The sequence below is a fragment of the Azospirillum ramasamyi genome (assembly GCF_003233655.1).
GTDB classification, from domain to species: Bacteria; Pseudomonadota; Alphaproteobacteria; order Azospirillales; family Azospirillaceae; genus Azospirillum; species Azospirillum ramasamyi.
In genome coordinates, this window is record NZ_CP029829.1 from 269,761 (window position 1) to 289,468 (window position 19,708).

Below are 19,708 nucleotides of genomic sequence, written 5' to 3' on the forward strand. Positions count from 1 at the left end.
CCGCCGTGGTGCCGCATCAAGCCTTCAGCCGGTTGGCACGGTGGCTGCATGAGGGTAGGCGCCCCCCACCGGGGCCATCACTCGGGGATCGACCCATGACCTACGCTTCCGCCCTCGGCAATCCCAGCGACACCGCCGCCCAGCAGGCCCGCGCATCCCGCGGCCCGGCAAATGTGGAGGCCGCCGTGCGCAATGCCAGCGCCAGGACGGGGGTCGATTTTTCCTACCTCATGGAAAAAGCTGCCGTGGAGAGCGGGTACCGCACGGACATAAAGTCCTCCTCCTCCTCGGCGACCGGACTCTACCAGTTCATCGACAGCACATGGCTGCAGACGATGAAGCAGCATGGCGCCGACCACGGCTATGCCAGATACGCCAACGCCATCCAGACCCGCGGCGACGGCCGACCCTATGTCGCCGATCCGGCGATGAAGAAGGAGATCCTGGAGCTGCGCAAGGATCCGACCGCCTCGGCCCTGATGGCGGCGGAATTCACCCGCGGCAACAAGGAGCATCTGGAGGAGACGGTCGGCGGCAGGATCGGCTCGACCGAGCTGTACATGGCGCATTTCCTGGGAGCCGGCGGGGCGTCGAAGTTCCTGAACGCGATGCAGGAGAATCCCGGCCGCACCGCGCGCGACGTCTTCCCCGACGCGGCGGCGGCCAACAAGAACGTCTTCTACGACAAGGCCACCGGAAAGCCGAAGTCGCTGAAGGAGATCTACGACCGCTTCGCCAACAAGTTCTCGGAGAACCCGCTGGCCAGCTTCGCCCCGGCCCAGGCGGCGACCGACGCGGTGCGCAGGCAGGACATGCCGGACGGCTTCACCACCCAGGTGCCGATGGCCCCGGCCAAGTCGCTGAACGGCACGCCGCTGTCGATCTATCAGGTGCTGGCGCTGAACGCGCTGGAGACGCCGGACGAGGTCGACAGCGTCGGCGGCCGCCCGGCCCGCCTGCGCGACAAGGAGAACCGCCGCATGCGCGATGAGCCGGTGCGGACCGACCAGACGGCGGGCAACGGCGTCGCCATGGGCTTCGGCCTGGGGCTCGGCCGGATCGTCGGGTCTGAATCGGCGACGCCGGTCGCCACCGCAACCGCGGGCGCCGCCGGCAAGGATGCGGCCGCCAAGGCGGCTTGAGCCGGGCTGCCGGGTGGCCGGCGGGGCGAATTGCCCTACGCTGGCGCTTTGACTTGAGGGCCGGATGGGTGCAAGGTCGCGCCGTTTTTTGGCGCTCACCCCTCAGGACCGATCATGAGCAACCAGCAGCCCGCCGTCACCTTCGAGGAAATCCGCGCGCTCGTGCGCAACCTGCCCGGCCCCGACCTGGAGGCCGGCACCGCGGCCCTCCAGCGCGAACGGCAGCTGACCAAGCCGGCGGGTTCGCTCGGCCGGCTGGAGGAGATCGCGCAGTGGATGGCGACCTGGCAGGGCCAGCACCCGGCCGAGGTTCGCCGCCCGCGCGTCGCCGTCTTCGCCGGCAACCACGGCGTGGCCGCCCGCGGCGTCTCGGCCTATCCGGCCGAGGTGACGGCGCAGATGGTCGCCAACTTCCAGAACGGCGGCGCCGCGGTCAACCAGCTCTGCGAGGTGGCCGACGCCGACCTGCGCGTCTACGAGCTGGACCTGGAGAACCCGACCGCCGACTTCACCCAGGGCCCGGCCATGGGCGAGGAGGAATGCTGCCGGACCATGGCCTACGGCATGATGGCGGTGGAGATGGGCGTCCAGCTGCTGGCGCTGGGCGAGATGGGCATCGCCAACTCGACCGCGGCGGCGGCGATGTGCCTCGCCATGTTCGGCGGCGAGGCGGCCGACTGGACCGGCCGCGGCACCGGCATCGACGACGCCGGGCTGGCCCGCAAGATCGCCGCGGTGGAGGCCGGCGTCGCCGCCAACCCGCAGGCCAAGGACGATCCGTTCGAGGCGCTGCGCTGCCTGGGCGGCTACGAGTTCGCCGCCATCGCCGGCGCCATTCTTGCCGCCCGCGTCGCCCGCGTGCCGGTTCTGCTCGACGGCTTCGCCTGCACCGCCGCCGCCGCCGTGCTGTTCAAGGCCGACCGCCGCGCGCTCGACCACTGCATGGTCGCCCACCGTTCGGTCGAGCCGGGGCACGCCCGCCTGATGCAGGCCATCGGCAAGGAGCCGCTGCTCGATCTGGGCATGCGGCTGGGCGAGGGCTCCGGCGCGGCGCTGGCGATCAACATCGTGAAGTCGGCCGTCGTCTGCCACGCCGGCATGGCGACCTTCGCCGACGCGGGCGTCAGCACGCAGGGGTGATCGGGAGAGAGGGATGCCGTGGGGGCGGCTTTCGCCCTCACAGCATCCCGTCAGCCAGATCGCTGATTGCCGCCGACAGGAACAGGTCCAGCATCACCAGCCCCGCGGCGGCCAGCCCGGACAGCGACAGGGCGGTGCGCAGGACGAACCACTGGTAGGTCAGCATCGCCATGATGACGCCGAAGACCAGCGCTTCGGCCATCCCGGATGGCAGCAGGCCGCTGGCCGACAGGACGATGGCCGGCAGGTAGATCGCCATCTGCACCACCGCCGACCAGTTGTAGGCGGTCAGCGCGCCGGGATAGAGCTGCTCCTTGCCCATCAGGGACGATATGCGGAACAGGGCGAGCGGGAAGGCGGTCCAGCTGACGACATAGGCGATGCCCTCCACCGTCACCAGCTGCAGCACCGGGGTGGCGTCCAGCTGGTCCCACAGGCGGATCGCCAGCAGCAGCGCATAGGCGGGCAGCACCACCAGCGCCGCGTAGAAGGAGTTCAGCGCCCCCTCGGGCGTGCGGTCGAAGAACTCCATCCCCGTCCGGTCGAAGCGGGCCAGCCGCCAGGCGCCGGTCAGCGCGGACAGGATGGCGGGGGTGGTCAGCGGCATCGCGGTTTCCCGGTTGGCGGCCTCACCCGGCAAGGCGCGCGAACACGCCCTTCAGGATGGCCTCGTAGATGTCCGTCAGCCGGCGGAGATCCTCCACCGGACAATATTCGTCGACCTTGTGCATGGTCTGGCCGACCAGCCCGAACTCCACCACCGGGCAGACATTCTTGATGAAGCGGGCGTCCGACGTGCCGCCGGTGGTCGAGTATTCCGGCCGGCGCCCGGTCACGCCCTCCACCGCCTCGGCCACCAGCTCGGTCAGCGGGCCGGGCGGGGTGACGAAGCTGTCGCCTGAGCAGTAGACCTCCAGCTCATAGGCGCCGCCGACGGCGTCGAAGGTGCGGCGCAGCCACGCCTCGATGCCGGCCGGGGTGTGGGCGTCGTTGAAGCGGATGTTGAAGGTCGCCTTGCCCTGGGCCGGGATGACGTTGGTCGCCGTGTTGTCGACGTCGATGGTGGTCAGCGCCAGGGTGGAGGGCTGGAAATGCGCCGTGCCCCCGTCCATCGGGTGTTCGGTGATGGCGGCCAGCATGCGGACCAGCCGCGGCAGCGGGTTGTCGGCCAGATGCGGGTAGGCGACGTGGCCCTGCGCGCCGAACACGGTCAGGAAGCCGGTCAGGCTGCCGCGCCGGCCGATCTTGATCATGTCGCCCAGCGCCTTGGGATTGGTCGGCTCCCCCACCACGCAGGCGTCGATGCGCTCGCCGCGCCCGGCCATCCAGTCCAGCACCTTGCGGGTGCCGTTGATCGCCACCCCTTCCTCGTCGCCGGTGATCAGCAGGCTGATCGAACCGGCGGGCGGGCCGTCCTGCAGCCGGCGCGACACGGCGGCGACGAAGGCGGCGATGGCGCCCTTCATGTCGACCGCGCCGCGGCCGAACAGGCGTCCGCCCATCACCTCGCCGGCGAAGGGATCGACCGTCCAGCCCCTGTCCCCCGGCGGGACCACGTCGGTGTGGCCGGCAAAGCAGAAATTGGGCCCCTCGGTGCCGAGCCGGGCGTAGAGGTTCTCCACCGGCTCCGTCCCCTCCTGCTGGAAGCGCAGGCGGTGGCAGGTGAAACCCATCGGCGCCAGCGCCGCCTCCAGAACGCCCAGCGCGCCGCCGTCATGGGGCGTGACGCTGGGGCAGCGGATCAGATCCTGGGCGAGGGCGACGGGGTCGATGGTCATGCTGCTCTTTTCCAACCGGCCCGGCATCCGCCGGCCGTCATCCCCGTAAAGGTGGGGATCCGGGCGCCGCGGGCCGGAGTGCTGTGAAGCCTGCACCCCCGCCTGCGCGGGGGTGACGGTGGAATTGCTGCCGGATCAATCCCGCAGCAGGTCGTTGATCGCGGTCTTCGAGCGGGTCTTCTCGTCGACGCGCTTGATGATGACGCAGCAGTACAGGCTCGGGCCGGGGGTGCCGTCGGGCAGCGGCTTGCCGGGCAGCGAGCCGGGGACGACGACCGAATAGGCCGGGACGCGGCCCATGAAGACCTCGCCGGTGTGGCGGTCGATGATCTTGGTCGAGGCGCCGATGTAGCAGCCCATGGAGATGACCGCGCCTTCCTCGACGATCACGCCCTCGACGATCTCCGACCGCGCGCCGATGAAGCAGTTGTCCTCGATGATGACCGGATCGGCCTGCAGCGGCTCCAGCACGCCGCCGATGCCGACGCCGCCCGACAGGTGGACGTTCTTGCCGATCTGGGCGCAGGAGCCGACCGTGACCCAGGTGTCGACCATGGTGCCGCTGTCGACATAGGCGCCGACATTGACGAAGCTCGGCATCAGGATGACGCCGGGGGCGACGTAGGACGACTTGCGGGCGATGGCGCCGGGAAGGGCGCGGAAGCCGGCGTTCTGGAACTGGCCTTCGGTCCAGTTCTCGAACTTCGGCGGCACCTTGTCGTACCACGAGGAGCCGCCGGGACCGCCGGGGATCATCTCGTTGGCGTTCAGGCGGAAGGACAGAAGCACCGCCTTCTTCAGCCACTGGTTGACCTTCCAGCCGTCGGCGGTCTTCTCCGCGACGCGCAGGTCGCCGGCATCCAGCGCGTCGAGCGCCGCGTTCACGGCGTCGCGGACGGGACCGGTGGTGGCGGTGGTGAGATCGGCCCGGTTTTCCCAGGCGGCGTCGATGGTGGCCTGCAGGCTGGCGTGGCTCATGGCGCTGTCGTTCTGCTGTCGATTGTCCAAGGGACGGCACCATGGAGCGGCATCGCGCCCGCTGTCAACCATACCCGCGGCCGGAAATAGCCGGTTTGCGGCAAAGCCCTTAAAGCGGATTGCTATCCGCATTGGACCGCGACGGCGGCCCCGGCCGCTCATGCGGCCGAAGCCCGGCCGGGGAATGAGGTCATAGAAATCTAAAGCGAATGCAAATTCGCTTTAGGGACCAGCGACGGCGGCCAGCCAGGAGGGCAGGTCGTCCACGGTGTGGTCGATGTGGACCCCGGCGCCGACGCCGGCCTTCTCGTACTCCTGCTCGCCGCGGACCCAGACCGTGGTCATGCCCAGCGCATGCGCGGGAGCGAGGTTGCGGGCGATGTCCTCCACCATGCAGGTGTCGGCGGGGTCGATGCCGTGGCGCTCCACCAGGGTGGCGTAGGGCCGGGGGTCGGGCTTCGGCACATAGCCGGCCGCGGTGATGTCGAACACCGCCTCGAACCGGTCGATGATGCCGAGGCGGCCGGCGATGTTCTCCGCATGGCGGACCGAGCCGTTGGTGTAGATGATCTTGCGGCCTGGAAGCCGGTCGAGCGCGTCGGCGAGCTGGGCGGAAGGCTGGACGCCGGTGACGTCGATGTCGTGGACATAGTCCATGTAGGCCACCGGATCGACGTCGTGCTCGCTCATCAGGCCGCGCAGCGTGGTGCCGTAATCGCGGAAGAACTGCTTCTGCCGCACCCTGGCCTCGTCCATGCCGATGTTGAAATGAGTGGCGATGAACTCGTTGATGCGCAGGTCTACCTGGGCGAACAGGTTGCAGGACGCCGGGTAGAGGGTGTTGTCGAGATCGAAGATCCACACCGCGCGGTCCCGCAGCGCGGAGGGGAGCTTGGTGGCGGGGGCGGGCGCCGGTGCGCCGGGAGAGGTCGGAGGGGTCATCCCCGAAGAATGGGGCCGACGCGGGCCGGCCGCAAGCCGCTTCACAAGGTCGCAGCCCCATGCCGCTCCCTTTCGCCTTGTGCCATGCGGAGTTCCCCGCCTCGTTGGTTGATTGAAGATTAACCCCTAAAGAGGTAGTATGTGCGTAAGTCTGCAGCCTTTGCAGCCTAAGGTTTTCCGCTCGCCCACCTTGTGTACTGCCCATCTGGGATCGCCGTGGACCTTCTCCTGACCACCGGTACCTCCGCCCCCGACTCCGCCACCCCCGTCGGCCAGACCGGCCCCGTGACGCTGGTCGCGCTGTATCCCGGCCCCGCCCTGCGGCTGGATGCGACCCTTGCCGTCGCCGAAGCCAATGCGGAGGCGGAGGACATGATGGACAGCGACCCGCGCTGGCTGCCCGATCTCCGCGGCTGGCTGTCGGCGTCCAGCGTGGCGCCGGGCCTGCGGTCTGTGCCGGTGGAGTCGCTGCGCGGGATCATGATCGTCGAATGGGCCGGCGTGCCGCTCCCGGACGGCGGCTTCCTCCTGCTGGGACGCGACGACACGCTGGAACGGCAGCTGCGCCACACGCTGACTGAGTCGCGCCGGCGCTACAAGGATCTGGTGGAGGTCTCTTCCGACTTCGCGTGGGAGACGGGGCCCGACGGCGCCTTCGTCTTCGTCAGCCACAAGGGCGCTCTGGGATATCCGGCCGACGTGCTGATCGGCCGCGATCCGCGCAGCTTGGCGCTGGAGGGGACGGAAGACCTGCCGATGCCCTTCGACTGCCGCCGCCCGGTCGACCAGACGGAGCTTTGGCTGAAGGGTGCCGACGGCACGCCGTCCTGCATCGTCGCCTCCGCCCTGCCGCTGTTCGGGCCGCAGGGCGATTGGATCGGCGCCCGCGGCGTCTGCCGCGACGTGACGGAACAGGTGCTGCGCTCCAACGAACTGGCGCGCATTCGGAACCGCGAAAGGCTGCTCGGCCACATCGTCCACACCCTGCGCGACCGTCTGGACGCCGCGGAGGCGCTGGCCGTGGCCGCGACCGAGACGGCGCGGGCGCTCAGCGCCGACGGCTGCCGCATCTACCGGGCGGACGAGGGCAGCGGGGAGGGCGGCCGCGTCGCCCTGTCGCTGGTGGCGGAATTCGGGGCGGAACTGCCGGAGGTCGGCACCGCGTTGCTCGACCGCATCGCCAACGGCGAGGGGCTGGTGGCCGACCGGCTGGGCGACATTCAGCTGATCGGCGAGCGGACGGAGCACCGGCAGGCGGTGAACGGTGCGCTGCTGGTCTGGCGCGCCGGCGATTCGGAGCCGTGGGACGACGACGACCGCCAGCTGATGTCGGGCGTGGCCGACCATATCGGCATCGCGCATGCCCATCTCGCCTATCAGGAGCGGCTGCGGCGCCTGTCGGAGCGCGATGGGCTGACCGGCCTGTTCAACCGCCGCACCTTCTTCGAACGGCTGGAGGAGTCTATCTCGCGGCCGGACAGCGGCCCCTCGGCCCTGCTCTATGTCGACCTCGACAACTTCAAGGCGGTCAACGACCTGCATGGCCACCAGCAGGGCGATACGGTGCTGAAGGCCGTCGGCACGCTGCTGACCACCGGGGTGCGGCCGGGCGACCTGCCGGGCCGGCTGGGTGGCGACGAGTTCGTCCTGTGGCTGGGCCGCACCGACGAGGTCAAGGCCCGCGTCGTCGCCGAACGGCTGTTGCGGGGCATGCGCGAGCTTGCCCACCTGTCGGTCAGCGACGAGAAGCCGCTGGGCCTGTCGATCGGCATCGCTGCCCACGCCCCCGGCCGCGGCGAAACGGTGCGGGAGTTGACCGACCGTGCCGACGCCGCCATGTACGCCGCCAAGAAGAGCGGCAAGGGCCATTATGCCCTGGCCCCGGCCTATGAGGCGTCCGCTTCCGCCGAGGCATCGTCAGAGTCATCCTCCGACCATTCCGCCGCGGAGCCCGCATCGTGACCCCGCCTGCCAGCCAGCGACCCGAAACGCTCGACCCCGCCGACTACGAATCCGCCAAGCGGATGGTGCAGAGCGAGGATCCGGCGGTCCGCCGCAAGGTCGCCGAGCATCCCAAGACCCGCCCGGAGCTTTTGTACTTCCTTGCCGCCGACGCCGCGGCGGAGGTGCGGCGGGCCATCGCGACCAACGCCGGCACCCCGCGTCAGGCCGATTTGCTGCTGGCCAAGGACCGCGAGGTCATGGTGCGTCAGGCGGTGGCGCAGAAGATCGCCCGCCTGTTGCCCGAACTGTCGGCCGATCAGGCGATCCAGATCGAGCGGCTGACGGTGGAATGCCTGGAGACGCTGGCCCGCGATCAGGCGACGGAGGTGCGCGGCATCCTGGCCGAAGCGCTGAAGGACCTGCCCGACGCCCCGCACGGCGTGATCAACCGGCTGGCCCGCGACGTGGAGCTGTCGGTCTGCGGCCCCGTCCTGCAGTATTCGCCGATCCTCACCGAAGAGGATCTGACCGACATCATCATGAAGGGGCCGGTGCGGGGCGCGATGACCGCCATCGCCAGCCGGCAGAACGTCACCGCCTCGGTCGCCGACGCCATCGCGCGCTCGGACGACGAGGCGGCGGTGACGGCCCTGCTCGGCAACCCGTCGGCCCAGATCCGGGAGGAGACGCTCGACCGCATCCTCGACCAGGCGCCGCAGCACGAGCCCTGGCATTCGCCGCTGGTCCGCCGTCCGCGCCTGCCGGCGCGCGCGGTGGCGCGGCTGGCCAGCTTCGTCGCCGACAATCTGCTGAAGGTGCTGCAGGACCGCGACGACCTCGACCCCGCCGCGGCGCGCGGTCTGGTGGAGGCGGTGCGCCAGCGGGTGGGGCAGGCGGCCGGCGCCGCGCCCGGCCTGCCGCTCGGTCCGGTCGATTTCGGCGAGGAGGCGGTCGGCGGAGCCGCCGCAGGGCCGGAAAAGCCGGTGGAGCGCCCCAGCGACAAGGCGGCTCGCCTGAACAAGGAGGGTAAGCTGACCGAGAAGCTGATCGAAGGATCGATGGTGGAGGGCGACCGCGCTTTCGTCATGGCGGCGCTGGCGGAACTGTCGCAGATCGAGTTGGCGGTGGTGGACCGCATCGTCGCCACCCATGCGCCGCGCGCCGTCACCGCCCTGGTGTGGCGCGCCGGTCTCACCATGCGCTTCGCACGGCAGGTCCAGTTGCGGCTCGCCCAAATTCCGCCGAAAACGGCTCTTAATGCTCGCGACGGCACGCATTATCCGATGACCGATGACGAGATGCGTTGGCAGCTCGAATTTTTCGGCGTCGAGGCGAAGGCGTGACGTTCCGTTCCATCTACGGTTCTCCCAAGTATGCGTGTCGCTTTCCTCGCCTTTTTCATCATCCTGATCGCCGCCGCCACCAGCTTCGCCGCCCCGCCGCGCGAGACGCCGGAGGAGCGGGCGGTCGCCGCGACCTTCGATGCCGCCCGAACGGCGCTGACCGAAAAGCGGGGGGCGGCGGTGATTCCGCTGCTCACCCGCAATTCGGTCAGGACCTTGGAGTCGGTGCGCGACGCCGCCCGCCAGCCCGGCGAGGCGCCGCTGCAACGGCTGGAGCCGGCGGAGCGGTTTGCCGCCATGGGGCTGCGCCGCTATCTCGGCCCGTCGGAGCTGCGCCGCATGTCGGTTGGCGACATCGCCAACCATGCGCTGAAGGCCGGCTGGCTCGGACCCAACGTCATCTCCCGCAGTTCGCTGGGGCCGGTGCGGGTGAAGGGCGACCGGGCCTCCGGCCTGCTGATGGTCGACAACCGTCCGGCGCTGGTCCCCGCCGACTTCGTGCGCGAAGGCGGGGCGTGGAAGATCGACATCACCAGCGTCTTCAATTTCGGCAGCCAGATGCTGAAGGGGTTCGCCGCCATGTCCGGCAAGGACGAGGCTGCCTATATCGACGATCTGCTGAACAGGATGCCGGCCAAGTCGGGGGCCACGACGCTCCGCTGAGGTGGAAAAGGAGCCGCTTCGTACCGCTGCGTACATCCGCGCGATTGCGGGATTCCCGGCCGTTGCGTAGACTCGCGCCCGCTTCCACCTTGTGTTGGCGCTGACGATGACCGCACCGGCGATGACCGGACAGGAAGACACCCGCCCTTCCGCCGCCTCCGGGCGCACCGTGCCCTGCGGCGTCCGTTTCCGTGCCGCCGTTCTGGAACTGGCGGCCATGCGCGGTGTCGGGGTGTCGGCCCTGGCCGCCGCCGCCCTGCTGCTGGCACCGGCGAGCGCCGCCGATCCCGGCACGCGCGATGCCGGCGGGGAGGCGGTGCTGGAGGTGGGGAGCGCCACCCCGTCCGATACCGTTTCCGACGCCGCGATCCGCAAGGCGCTGGCCGCGGCGCTGGCGCTGGCCGATCCCGGCACCCGCATCCTGCCGGGCGAGGATGTCCGCCGGCTGGAAGCTGCGGTCGAGACGCTGGGATACCGCAACAAGACGCTGGCCCATGCACTGCAGCGCCTGTCCTTCCAGCCGCTCGACGGCCGCATCACCGAACTGCGCGACGCGGTCCAGCTGTTCGGTTTCGTCAATGAATGGTGTTTCGACGAGGATCAGGTGCGGCGGCGTTTCCGCGAACTGGCGCCGGTCTATCACCCGGATACCGGAATCGTCGCCTGCCGCGAGCGGATGGGCCAGTTGATCGACGCCCGAAACCTGCTGGTCCACCATGTCCGCAGCGCCTACGGCTCGGGCGACTGGATCGCGAAGCGCGGCGGGCCTTCGGCGTGACCTGACCTCAGCCTTTCAGCCCGGTCGCCTCCAGCCCGCTTTCCAGCCCGCCCTCCAGCCCGATCGCCTCCTCGATGATCGCCTGGTCCAGCGTGGCGCCGTCAAGGACAGCGCCGGTCAGGTCGGCCCCGGTCAGGTCGGCTTCGCTCAGGTTGGCTCCGGTCAGGTCGGCGCCCGCCAGATTGGCGCCGGCGAGGTTCGCCTTGCGCAGGTCGGCCTTGCAGAGCAGCGCAAGGCCAAGCCGGGCGCGCTGCAGGTTGGCGCGCCAGATGTGGCCGCTCATGGTCTGGATATGGACGGGGCCGAGCTGGGCGCCGGTCAGGTTGGCGCCGGTCAGGGTCGCCCGCTCGAAATTCACGCCGCGCAGATCGGCATTGGACAGGTCGGCCTTGCGCATGTCGGCCAGCGACAGGTCGGCTATCGCCATCGCCGCACCGGTCAGCGTGGCGCCGCGCAGGGCGATACATTGCAGGATGGCCGCGGACAGGTTGATGCCGTCCAGCCTCCGCCCCGACAGGTCGAGCGCCGACAGGTCGGCGCGCTTGCCGGCCTTGCCGCCGCTGTCGATCCAGGCCAGATGTTCCAGCAGCATCTCGCGCAGGTCGTCTTCCGGGTTCTCCAGCGTCTTCGCCAGGATCGCCGCCTGGATGTTGGGCGAGCGCAGCTGGGCCGCGTCGAGAATGGCGCCGATCAGGGTGGCGCCGCTGAAATTGGTGCGGTTGATGGCGCAGCCGGTCATCACCGCCCCCGACAGCCGGGCGCCCGACAGATTCGCCTCCGTCAGGTCGGCGTCGGTCAGGTCGCAGCCGGTCAGGTTGGACCCGGTCAGATTGGCCCGCATGAACTTCGTGCCGCGCAGGATGGCGTCGGTCAGGTCTGTCTGCATGACGAAGGCGTTGGCGACCTTCGCCCGCGACAGGTCGGCGCCGCGGATGGTCGCCGCCGTCAGTTCCGACGTCAGGACGCTGTCCTCAAACTCGTGGGCGAACATCTCGCCGCTGGAATCGTAATGCAGCAGGGTGCCGTCGCGCAGGTCGACCTCCACCAGGGTGGCCTCGCTCAGCACGGCGCCGCGAAGACAGGCGCCGCGCAGGTCGGCCCGGCGCAGGTCGGCCTTCTCCAAGTTGGCGAGCCGCAGGTCCGCGGCGTAGAGGTTGGCGTTCACGAGGTTGGCGCCGGTCAGCCGCGCGCTGAACAGCTTGGCGCCCGACAGGTCGGCGTCCGAAAGGTCGATGCCGGAAAGGTCGAGATGAGACAGGTCGCGCATCTTCAGATTGGCGCGCACACCGCCCGGCTGGCTTTTGCGGAAAGCCTGATGCCGCAACAGGATCGCGTTGAGCTGGCTCTGGGTCAGCTTGGTTCGCGGGCTGTTGGACCCAAAGCCCTGGGCGGACGACATCGCCGGGATACCTTCTGTTTCTGGTTACTCATAATCAGAAAGCTTCGCCAAAAATTCGTTAAAGTTCGACGATTTGTGACAAGTGTCGGACGGATAACCAGCCGCCGGCAAGGGGTACCTTCGTCCGAAGCCGCAAAGGCGCTTCTGACGGTTGACTCGGCAAGCAGGCTTCCCTATGTTCCGCCGACCTGTCTTCCGCAAAGCCGATAGACCGGGTACCCCGGCCACATGCCGGGTATCTCCGCCAGTCCGCGAGTATCGCGCACTGGCGCTTTCGTGCTTGTGCGGGTGGCGGTTCTGACGCTGGACCCGGAACTGGGGAACGAGTATCGCATGTTCGAAGGCCTGACCGGACGCCTGGGCGACATCTTCGACAAGCTGCGCCGCCGTGGCGCGCTGACCGAGGAGGACGTCTCCGCCGCGCTGCGCGAAGTTCGCGTGGCGTTGCTGGAGGCCGACGTCGCGCTGCCCGTCGTCAAGCAGTTCGTCGCCCAGGTGAAGGAACGCGCCGTCGGCCAGGAGGTGCTGAAGTCCGTCACCCCCGGCCAGCAGGTCATCAAGGTCGTCCACGACAACCTCGTGGAGATGCTCGGCGAGGGCGCCGACATCAACCTGAACGCCGCCGCGCCGGTGCCGATCCTGATGGTCGGCCTGCAGGGCTCGGGCAAGACCACCAGCACCGCCAAGATCGCGCTCCGCCTGAAGACGAAGGACCGCAAGAAGGTCCTGATGGCCTCGCTGGACGTTCGCCGTCCGGCCGCCCAGGAGCAGCTGAAGGTTCTCGGCGAGCAGACCGGCGTCGCCACGCTGCCGATCGTGCCGGGCCAGGACCCGGTCGCCATCGCGCGCCGCGCCATCGAGACCGGCCGTCTCGAAGGCTACGACGTCGTCATGCTCGACACCGCCGGCCGCCTCGCCATCGACGAGGAGCTGATGGCGGAGGTCGCGGCCGTCCGCGACGCGACCAAGCCGGCGGAAACGCTGCTGGTCGCCGACGCGATGACCGGCCAGGACGCCGTCACCGTCGCCACCAACTTCAACGACAAGGTCGGCATCACCGGCATCGTGCTGACCCGCATCGACGGCGACGCGCGCGGCGGTGCCGCCCTGTCGATGCGCCAGATCACCGGCAAGCCGATCAAGCTGCTGGGCGTCGGCGAAAAGATCGACGCGCTGGAGCCCTTCCACCCAGACCGCATCGCCGGCCGCATCCTCGGCATGGGCGACGTGGTGTCGCTGGTGGAGAAGGCCGTCGAGACCATCGACAAGGACGAGGCCGAAAAGCTCGCCCGCAAGATGGAGAAGGGCCAGGGCTTCGACCTCGACGACATGGCGATGCAGCTGAAGCAGCTCCGCAAGATGGGCGGCATGTCCGGCCTGATGGGGATGCTGCCGGGCATCGGCAAGATCAAGAACCAGCTGAAGGACGCCAACGTCGACGACGGGATGATCAAGCGCCAGGAGGCGATCATCTCCTCGATGACCAAGGCGGAGCGCAAGAACCCCGAAATCATCAAGGCTTCGCGCCGCAAGCGCATCGCCGCCGGATCCGGCACCTCGGTGCAGGAGGTCAACAAGCTGCTGAAGCAGTTCGAGACCATGCGCGGAATGATGAAGCAGGTGCAGAAGCTTGGGAAGAAGGGGATGATGCGCGGCGGCCTGGGCAATCTGCTGCCGAAGGGATTCGGCGGCTTCGGCGGGAAGGGGCCTTTCGGCTGACCTGACCGCCTCTGGAAATCACCTGATACCTGTTTGACTTGAGAAGAGAAAGTTTCGACCAATGGCTCTGAAGATTCGTCTGGCTCGCGGTGGTGCGAAGAAGCGTCCGTTCTACTCGATCGTCATCGCGGACGCCCGCAGCCCGCGTGACGGCCGCTTCATCGAGAAGATCGGCACCTACAACCCGATGCTGCCGCGCGAGCACGAGCAGCGCATCATCCTGGACGCCGAGCGCGCCAAGCATTGGCTGTCGGTCGGCGCGCAGCCGACGGACCGCGTGGTCCTCTTCCTGGCCAATGCCGGCCTGGTCGAGAAGCCCGCCGTCCGCGAGACCCCGAAGAAGTCGGCTCCGAAGGCCAAGGCGCAGGAGCGTCTGAAGGCCGAGGCCGCCGCCGCCGCGGCTGCCGCCGAGGGCTGATGAGGGCGAGGGTGGGCCTGACGGCCCGCAGGGTTGAGGTCGTGACGACGTGCCGGGTGCTCCTACGATGACCGCCAAGATCTGTGTCGGCCAGTTCGCGGGATCGCATGGCGTGCGGGGGCTGGTGAAGCTGCGCAGCTTCACCGCCGAGCCCGCCGACATCATGACCTACGGCCCGCTGTCGGACGAAGCCGGCGCCCGCCGCTTCACGGTGACGCTCCAGGGCATGGTCAAGGACAACTTCCTGGCCAAGGTCGACGGGGTGACGAGCCGGGAACAGGCGCAGGCGCTGGCGGGCGTGCGGCTCTACGTGGAGCGCGACGCCCTGCCGGCGACGGAGGACGAGGACGAGTTCTACCACGCCGACCTGATCGGCCTGCGTGCGGAACTCGCCGACGGAAGCCTCTACGGCACGGTGAAGGCGATCTACGATTTCGGGGGCGGCGACGTGCTCGAAATCAGGACCGCCGGCGGGCCGCTGGAGATGCTTCCCTTCTCCAAGGCCTGCGTGCCGGTGGTGGATGTCCGGGGCGGACGCATCGTCGTCGATCTTCCGGCCGTGATCGAAGCCCGCGAGGGCTCCGAGGACGGGGCGGAAGACGGGGGTGAGGACGGACGCGGGAGCGAGGGGCCGTGAACCACGGCGCCGAAGGACCGCGGGTCTGGACCGCCAAGGTTCTGACGCTGTTCCCGGAAATGTTTCCGGGGCCGCTCGGCCACTCGCTGGCCGGCAAGGCGTTGGAAAATGGAGTCTGGGCGCTGGAATCGGTGGACATTCGCTCGTTCGCGCGCGATAAACACCGCTCCGTCGACGACACCCCCTTCGGCGGAGGGGCCGGCATGGTCATGCGGCCCGACGTGCTGGACGCGGCTCTGACCGCGACGGCGGGGCCTGTGGGGGCACCGGGACGCGGCCGGGCGATCTATCTCTCGCCTCGCGGACGGGTGCTGAACCAGGATCTGGTCAAGGAGTTGGCCGCCACTCCGGTGGTGACGCTGCTCTGCGGCCGGTACGAAGGGGTGGACCAGCGGGTCCTCGATGCGCACGGCCTCGAAGAGGTCAGCCTCGGGGATTTCGTGCTGTCCGGCGGGGAACTCGCCGCGCTCAGCCTGATGGATGCCGTGGTGCGCTTGCTCCCCGGCGTCATGGGCAACGTGGAGACGGCGGGTGAAGAGAGTTTCGAACGGGGGTTGCTCGAATACCCCCACTACACCCGGCCGGCGGTCTGGACCGACGGGCAGGGTGTGGAGCGCGCGGTGCCGGAGGTTCTGCTGTCCGGTCACCACGGAAAGGTCAAGGCCTGGCGGCTGGCCGAGGCGGAGAGGATCACGGAGGCCCGACGGCCCGACCTGTGGTCGCTCTACCAGGCGAGCCGGCCGGCAGTAACTGTTACGAACAAGGGTCGGCGGCAGGCTCGCCGGCGCGACCCGAAACCGGAGTGACGGTCCGCCGCGAGGCGCGCCGATAGAAAAGGGGTAGTGCTATGAACCTGTTGCAGCAGCTCGAGCAGGAGCAGATCGAGAAGGCCCTCGGCGGCAAGACGATCCCGGAGTTCTCGTCGGGCGACACCGTCCGCGTGAACGTGAAGGTCGTCGAAGGCACGCGCGAGCGTGTCCAGGCCTATGAGGGTGTCGTCATCGCCCGCAAGAACGCCGGCCTGAACAGCTCCTTCACCGTCCGCAAGATCAGCTACGGCGAGGGCGTGGAGCGCGTGTTCCCGCTGTACTCCCCGCGCATCGACTCGATCGAGCTGGTCCGTCGTGGCGCCGTCCGCCGCGCCAAGCTGTACTATCTGCGCGATCTGCGCGGCAAGGCCGCCCGCATCGCCGAGCGCACCACCGGCCGCGGCATGGTCAACGGTCGCAAGGCCGCCGAGTAAGGCGCCTTCCGGTCGTTTCCAGGTTCATAGGCTCGGCGCCCGGCCGTCAGGCTGGGCGTCTTCGTCCCATCACCATTAGCAAAGCTTAAGGAGTAGGCGCCATGAAGCGCACGTTCCAGCCTTCCAACATCGTGCGTAAGCGTCGTCATGGCTTCCGCGCCCGTATGGCCACCGTCGGCGGCCGCAAGGTGATCGCCCGCCGCCGCGCCCGCGGCCGCAAGGTTCTGAGCGCCTGATCCCCGCGATGGCGGCGCCGGACCAAGAGGTCGGGCGCCTGATGCGGCGGCCGGAGTTTCTGGCCGTGGCCGGGACACGGCGCAAGCATGTGGCTCCCGGCCTGATCCTCCAGGTGCGCCGGCACGACGACAAGCAGCGGCCCGCCGATGGCGGTCCGCCGATCCGTCTCGGACTGACGGCGAGCCGCAAGGTCGGCAACGCGGTGGTGCGCAATCGCGCCCGCCGCCGTTTGCGTGAGGCCGCGCGGCAGATACTGCCCATCCACGCCGCACCGGGCCACGACTTCGTTCTGGTCGCGCGCGGCGACACGGCCGAGCGGCCGTGGACCGACCTGCTCGGCGACCTGAAGGCCGGGCTGAAACGCCTTGGCCTGTGGCGCGACGCGGAAGGATAGGGGGGCCGCGACGTCATGTTTCGCATCGCCGGCCTCAGCCCACTCGCGCATCTTCTCCGCGCGCTTGTCTATCTCTATCGCTGGACCTTGTCGCCCTTCGTGGGCTGGCATTGCCGTTTCCAGCCGACCTGCTCCTGCTACGCCATCGAATCGCTGGAAAAGCACGGCGCCATCCGGGGGGGATGGCTGACCTTGCGCCGGCTCGGGCGTTGCCATCCCTGGGGCGGGTCGGGCTGGGATCCCGTGCCCGATCCCCGGCCGCCGGGGGCGCCGCCGCCCCATCGCTGCGGCCTGCGGGAAAATGGGCATGCGGCGGTTGCCCAGCCCGGCGAAAACCCGTAACAAGGCCGCGCACACGCCGCCCTTCTTGCAAAGGCCCCACGGCAACCGGGACGCCATGACCGACCAACGCAACCTCATCATCGCGATTGCCCTGTCGATCGCCATCCTTCTGGGCTTCCAGTATTTCTACGAGAAGCCGCGGGTGGAACAGCAGAAGCAGCTCGCCGCCCAGCAAGCTGCCCAGACGGAGCAGTCGGTGCCGGTGCCGGCCCCCGGCGTGCCCGCGCAGCAGCCCCCTGGCACGGCAGAGGTCGCGAAGGAGCGCTCCGTCATGCTCGCGGAGCAGCTGGCGGCCGGCACCCGGGTGAAGATCGACACGCCGGCCCTGCACGGCTCCGTCAACCTCATCGGCGGCCGCATCGACGATCTGACGCTGGCCCAATACCGTGAGACGCCGGACCCCAACAGCCCGGAGATCGTGCTGCTGGCCCCGGCCGGCACGCTCGCCTCCTATTACGCCGAATTCGGCTGGGTTCCGCAGGGCGCCGGCATCGCCGTCCCGAACGCGACGACCCGCTGGACCGCCGACGGCGCCGTGCTGACCCCGGAAAAGCCGCTGACCCTGACCTGGGACAACGGCCAGGGCCTGGTGTTCGAGCGCACGATCGCCGTCGATCCGGACTTCATGTTCACGGTGACGCAGACGGTTCGCAACACCGGCGCCAATCCCGTCACCCTGCTGCCATACAGCCTGGTGTCGCGCACCGGCACGCCGCACACCTCGGGCTATTACATCCTGCATGAGGGCCCGCTCGGCGTCTTCAACGGCACGCTGACCGAGCGGTCCTACGAGGATCTGCGCAAGAAGGGCACCGAGTCGATCGAGACCACCGGCGGCTGGCTCGGCATCACCGACAAGTACTGGCTGGTGGCGGTCATTCCAGAGCCGACGGAGAAGGTCGACGCGCGCTTCGTCTACAGCGCCGTCGGCAACGCCGACCGCTATCAGGCGGACTTCATCGGCAATCCGATCACCGTGGAGCCGGGCGCCTCTGCCCAGAACACCGATCGCCTGTTCGCCGGCGCCAAGCAGGTGAAGCTGCTGGATGCCTATTCGGACAAGCTGGACATCAAGAACTTCGACCTCGCGATCGATTTCGGCTGGTTCTACTTCCTGACCAAGCCCTTCTTCTACGCGCTGGACTTCTTCGCGCGGGTGCTCGGCAACTTCGGCCTCGCCATCCTGCTGCTGACCGTCTGCGTCAAGGCCGTCTTCTATCCTCTCGCCAACAAGTCCTATCAGGCGATGAGCAAGATGAAGGCCCTGCAGCCGAAGATGCAGGAGCTGCGCGAGAAGTTCAGCGACGATCAGGCGCGCATGAACCAGGAGCTGATGGCGCTGTACAAGCGCGAGAAGGTCTCCCCGGTGTCCGGCTGCCTGCCGATCCTGATCCAGATCCCGGTGTTCTTCGCGCTCTACAAGGTGCTGTTCGTGACCCTCGAGATGCGGCACGCGCCCTTCTTCGGCTGGATCCACGACCTGTCCGCGCCCGATCCGACGACCATCTTCAACCTGTTCGGCCTGATCCCCTGGGATCCTCCCTCCCTGCTGCATCTCGGCGCCTGGCCGCTGATCATGGGCGTCACCATGTGGCTGCAGCAGAAGATGAACCCGGCCCCGCCGGACCCGATCCAGCAGAAGGTGTTCCAGTTCCTGCCCATCGTCTTCACCTTCATGCTCGCCGGCTTCCCGGCCGGTCTGGTGATCTACTGGGCCTGGAACAACCTGCTGTCGGTCGCCCAGCAGTGGTCCATCATGCGCCGCATGGGCGTGAAGGTCTGATCCTCGGATCTCCGGCCCCTCGGCCAGCGATCCCTCTGCCCATCGTCTGAGACCTGCCGCCGGCAAAGACCCTTGACGGGACTTTGCCGGCGGTATGTTTTTTAGCTCGCATCAACGAAAGCGCCCGTCATGACCACCCCCGACACGCCGACCCCCAACACCCCCAGCATCGTTGCCGGCTTCGACGAGGCCGCGCTGGAGGCCGGGCGCCTGCTGTTCGCCAAGGAGTGCGATTTCGTCTGGGGCGCCAATGCGCTGAACCAGCTTCCCGAGGCCGATCTGCCGGAGGTCGCCTTCGCCGGGCGGTCGAATGTCGGCAAGTCGAGCCTGGTGAACGCGCTGACCGGCCGCAAGACGCTGGCGCGCACCTCCAACACGCCGGGGCGCACGCAGCAGCTCAACTTCTTCAACCTGGGCAACCGGCTGAAGCTGGTGGACATGCCCGGCTACGGCTATGCCAAGGAATCGAAGGAGAAGGTGGAGGCGTGGAACGACATGGTCCGCCGCTTCCTGCGCGGGCGGGTGACGTTGCGCCGGGCGCTGGTGCTGATCGATTCGCGCCATGGCCTGAAGCCCAACGACCATGAGATCATGGAGATGCTGGACCGCACCGCCGTGCCCTACGTCGTCGTGCTGACCAAGGCGGACAAGGTGAAGGCCGCAGACCTGGACAAGGTGCGCCGCGACACCGAGCTGGGGCTGAAGAAGCATCCCGCCGCCTTCCCGGACATCCATGTCACCAGTTCGGAGAAGGGCACCGGCATCGCGGAACTGCGCGCCAGCCTCGCCGCGCTCGCCCTGGCCGCCGAATAGCACGGAACGACGGCG

The 19,708-nt window shown here is 68.8% G+C and carries 21 protein-coding genes; 16 read left to right on the forward strand and 5 right to left on the reverse strand.

Going from position 1 to position 19,708, the window contains the following annotated elements; genetic code table 11:
* Positions 1-95: 95 nt before the first annotated feature.
* Positions 96-1,142 carry a lysozyme family protein gene (locus tag DM194_RS01210; RefSeq protein WP_111065564.1) on the forward strand — a complete coding sequence of 349 codons (1,047 nt, stop codon included), beginning with the start codon at positions 96-98 and terminating at the stop codon, positions 1,140-1,142.
* A gap of 114 nt (positions 1,143-1,256) precedes the next feature.
* Complete coding sequence (gene cobT / locus DM194_RS01215; protein WP_111065565.1) at positions 1,257-2,282, forward strand: nicotinate-nucleotide--dimethylbenzimidazole phosphoribosyltransferase; 1,026 nt, start codon at positions 1,257-1,259, stop codon at positions 2,280-2,282.
* A gap of 37 nt (positions 2,283-2,319) precedes the next feature.
* On the opposite strand, the gene DM194_RS01220 is transcribed toward cobT, so the two are convergent.
* The 4 genes from DM194_RS01220 to DM194_RS01235 form a co-directional block, all read right to left on the reverse strand.
* The gene (locus tag DM194_RS01220) at positions 2,320-2,889 is read right to left on the reverse strand and encodes a hypothetical protein (protein ID WP_111065566.1); all 570 of its coding nucleotides are present in this window, start codon (positions 2,887-2,889) and stop codon (positions 2,320-2,322) included.
* A gap of 22 nt (positions 2,890-2,911) precedes the next feature.
* Positions 2,912-4,060, reverse strand: coding sequence for a succinyl-diaminopimelate desuccinylase (gene dapE / locus DM194_RS01225; protein WP_111065567.1), 1,149 nt, complete (start codon positions 4,058-4,060; stop codon positions 2,912-2,914).
* Positions 4,061-4,195: 135 nt separating this feature from the next.
* Positions 4,196-5,038 (reverse strand): 2,3,4,5-tetrahydropyridine-2,6-dicarboxylate N-succinyltransferase, encoded by an 843-nt coding sequence (dapD, locus tag DM194_RS01230; RefSeq protein WP_111065568.1) that lies wholly within the window; start codon positions 5,036-5,038, stop codon positions 4,196-4,198.
* A 222-nt stretch (positions 5,039-5,260) separates the two neighbouring features.
* Positions 5,261-5,980, reverse strand: a complete 720-nt coding sequence (locus tag DM194_RS01235) for a pyrimidine 5'-nucleotidase (RefSeq protein ID WP_111065569.1) — start codon at positions 5,978-5,980, stop codon at positions 5,261-5,263.
* A gap of 216 nt (positions 5,981-6,196) precedes the next feature.
* Between DM194_RS01235 and DM194_RS01240 the strand changes: the two genes are divergently transcribed.
* From DM194_RS01240 to DM194_RS01255, 4 genes are all read left to right on the forward strand, one after another.
* The gene (locus DM194_RS01240; RefSeq protein ID WP_246024235.1) at positions 6,197-7,942 is read left to right on the forward strand and encodes a sensor domain-containing diguanylate cyclase; all 1,746 of its coding nucleotides are present in this window, start codon (positions 6,197-6,199) and stop codon (positions 7,940-7,942) included.
* On the forward strand, positions 7,939-9,267 hold the full coding sequence (locus DM194_RS01245; RefSeq protein WP_111065570.1) for a DUF2336 domain-containing protein: 1,329 nt from the start codon (positions 7,939-7,941) through the stop codon (positions 9,265-9,267). Before DM194_RS01240 ends, DM194_RS01245 begins: the two co-directional genes overlap by 4 nt.
* Positions 9,268-9,297: 30 nt before the next feature.
* Positions 9,298-9,930, forward strand: coding sequence for a hypothetical protein (locus DM194_RS01250; RefSeq protein WP_111065571.1), 633 nt, complete (start codon positions 9,298-9,300; stop codon positions 9,928-9,930).
* 106 nt (positions 9,931-10,036) lie between these two features.
* Positions 10,037-10,708: a hypothetical protein gene (locus tag DM194_RS01255; protein WP_246024236.1), complete on the forward strand. Its 672-nt coding sequence runs from the start codon at positions 10,037-10,039 to the stop codon at positions 10,706-10,708.
* 7 nt (positions 10,709-10,715) lie between these two features.
* Here the strand turns inward: DM194_RS01255 and DM194_RS01260 are convergent, their stop codons facing one another.
* On the reverse strand, positions 10,716-12,107 hold the full coding sequence (locus DM194_RS01260) for a pentapeptide repeat-containing protein (protein ID WP_111065573.1): 1,392 nt from the start codon (positions 12,105-12,107) through the stop codon (positions 10,716-10,718).
* A gap of 333 nt (positions 12,108-12,440) precedes the next feature.
* Here DM194_RS01260 and ffh point away from each other — a divergent pair, with 333 nt between their 5' ends.
* The 10 genes from ffh to yihA all read left to right on the forward strand — a co-directional run bounded on the left by ffh (position 12,441) and on the right by yihA (position 19,693).
* Entirely contained in the window at positions 12,441-13,826 is a 1,386-nt protein-coding gene (gene ffh, locus DM194_RS01265) for a signal recognition particle protein (protein WP_111067656.1), read from the forward strand.
* A gap of 61 nt (positions 13,827-13,887) precedes the next feature.
* Positions 13,888-14,244, forward strand: a complete 357-nt coding sequence (gene rpsP / locus DM194_RS01270; RefSeq protein ID WP_111065574.1) for a 30S ribosomal protein S16 — start codon at positions 13,888-13,890, stop codon at positions 14,242-14,244.
* Between the two features lie 67 nt (positions 14,245-14,311).
* Positions 14,312-14,881 (forward strand): ribosome maturation factor RimM, encoded by a 570-nt coding sequence (gene rimM, locus DM194_RS01275; protein WP_111065575.1) that lies wholly within the window; start codon positions 14,312-14,314, stop codon positions 14,879-14,881.
* A gap of 59 nt (positions 14,882-14,940) precedes the next feature.
* Positions 14,941-15,687: a tRNA (guanosine(37)-N1)-methyltransferase TrmD gene (gene trmD, locus DM194_RS01280; protein ID WP_246024310.1), complete on the forward strand. Its 747-nt coding sequence runs from the start codon at positions 14,941-14,943 to the stop codon at positions 15,685-15,687.
* 41 nt (positions 15,688-15,728) lie between these two features.
* A complete protein-coding gene (gene rplS, locus DM194_RS01285; RefSeq protein WP_111065577.1) occupies positions 15,729-16,124 on the forward strand; it encodes a 50S ribosomal protein L19 in 396 nt (131 codons plus the stop codon).
* Positions 16,125-16,225: 101 nt separating this feature from the next.
* Positions 16,226-16,360, forward strand: a complete 135-nt coding sequence (gene rpmH, locus DM194_RS01290) for a 50S ribosomal protein L34 (protein ID WP_111065578.1) — start codon at positions 16,226-16,228, stop codon at positions 16,358-16,360.
* An 8-nt stretch (positions 16,361-16,368) separates the two neighbouring features.
* Positions 16,369-16,755 (forward strand): ribonuclease P protein component, encoded by a 387-nt coding sequence (gene rnpA, locus DM194_RS01295; protein ID WP_111065579.1) that lies wholly within the window; start codon positions 16,369-16,371, stop codon positions 16,753-16,755.
* A gap of 15 nt (positions 16,756-16,770) precedes the next feature.
* Positions 16,771-17,097 carry a membrane protein insertion efficiency factor YidD gene (gene yidD / locus DM194_RS01300; protein WP_111065580.1) on the forward strand — a complete coding sequence of 109 codons (327 nt, stop codon included), beginning with the start codon at positions 16,771-16,773 and terminating at the stop codon, positions 17,095-17,097.
* 55 nt (positions 17,098-17,152) lie between these two features.
* Entirely contained in the window at positions 17,153-18,880 is a 1,728-nt protein-coding gene (gene yidC / locus DM194_RS01305) for a membrane protein insertase YidC (RefSeq protein WP_111065581.1), read from the forward strand.
* A gap of 129 nt (positions 18,881-19,009) precedes the next feature.
* Positions 19,010-19,693, forward strand: a complete 684-nt coding sequence (gene yihA / locus DM194_RS01310; RefSeq protein ID WP_111065582.1) for a ribosome biogenesis GTP-binding protein YihA/YsxC — start codon at positions 19,010-19,012, stop codon at positions 19,691-19,693.
* Positions 19,694-19,708: the final 15 nt, after the last annotated feature.

What these genes read in the sequence shown, in the direction of transcription:
- dapE (WP_111065567.1), bottom strand. Translation starts at nt 4,060, where the DNA reads ATGACCATCGACCCCGTCGCCCTCGCCCAGGATCTGATCCGCTGCCCC.
- DM194_RS01260 (WP_111065573.1), bottom strand. Translation starts at nt 12,107, where the DNA reads ATGTCGTCCGCCCAGGGCTTTGGGTCCAACAGCCCGCGAACCAAGCTG.
- DM194_RS01250 (WP_111065571.1), top strand. Translation starts at nt 9,298, where the DNA reads ATGCGTGTCGCTTTCCTCGCCTTTTTCATCATCCTGATCGCCGCCGCC.
- dapD (WP_111065568.1), bottom strand. Translation starts at nt 5,038, where the DNA reads ATGAGCCACGCCAGCCTGCAGGCCACCATCGACGCCGCCTGGGAAAAC.
- DM194_RS01235 (WP_111065569.1), bottom strand. Translation starts at nt 5,980, where the DNA reads ATGACCCCTCCGACCTCTCCCGGCGCACCGGCGCCCGCCCCCGCCACC.
- yidC (WP_111065581.1), top strand. Translation starts at nt 17,153, where the DNA reads ATGACCGACCAACGCAACCTCATCATCGCGATTGCCCTGTCGATCGCC.
- rpsP (WP_111065574.1), top strand. Translation starts at nt 13,888, where the DNA reads ATGGCTCTGAAGATTCGTCTGGCTCGCGGTGGTGCGAAGAAGCGTCCG.
- trmD (WP_246024310.1), top strand. Translation starts at nt 14,941, where the DNA reads ATGTTTCCGGGGCCGCTCGGCCACTCGCTGGCCGGCAAGGCGTTGGAA.
- yidD (WP_111065580.1), top strand. Translation starts at nt 16,771, where the DNA reads ATGTTTCGCATCGCCGGCCTCAGCCCACTCGCGCATCTTCTCCGCGCG.
- rimM (WP_111065575.1), top strand. Translation starts at nt 14,312, where the DNA reads ATGACCGCCAAGATCTGTGTCGGCCAGTTCGCGGGATCGCATGGCGTG.
- ffh (WP_111067656.1), top strand. Translation starts at nt 12,441, where the DNA reads ATGTTCGAAGGCCTGACCGGACGCCTGGGCGACATCTTCGACAAGCTG.
- DM194_RS01255 (WP_246024236.1), top strand. Translation starts at nt 10,037, where the DNA reads ATGACCGCACCGGCGATGACCGGACAGGAAGACACCCGCCCTTCCGCC.
- rplS (WP_111065577.1), top strand. Translation starts at nt 15,729, where the DNA reads ATGAACCTGTTGCAGCAGCTCGAGCAGGAGCAGATCGAGAAGGCCCTC.
- DM194_RS01210 (WP_111065564.1), top strand. Translation starts at nt 96, where the DNA reads ATGACCTACGCTTCCGCCCTCGGCAATCCCAGCGACACCGCCGCCCAG.
- rpmH (WP_111065578.1), top strand. Translation starts at nt 16,226, where the DNA reads ATGAAGCGCACGTTCCAGCCTTCCAACATCGTGCGTAAGCGTCGTCAT.
- rnpA (WP_111065579.1), top strand. Translation starts at nt 16,369, where the DNA reads ATGGCGGCGCCGGACCAAGAGGTCGGGCGCCTGATGCGGCGGCCGGAG.
- yihA (WP_111065582.1), top strand. Translation starts at nt 19,010, where the DNA reads ATGACCACCCCCGACACGCCGACCCCCAACACCCCCAGCATCGTTGCC.
- cobT (WP_111065565.1), top strand. Translation starts at nt 1,257, where the DNA reads ATGAGCAACCAGCAGCCCGCCGTCACCTTCGAGGAAATCCGCGCGCTC.
- DM194_RS01220 (WP_111065566.1), bottom strand. Translation starts at nt 2,889, where the DNA reads ATGCCGCTGACCACCCCCGCCATCCTGTCCGCGCTGACCGGCGCCTGG.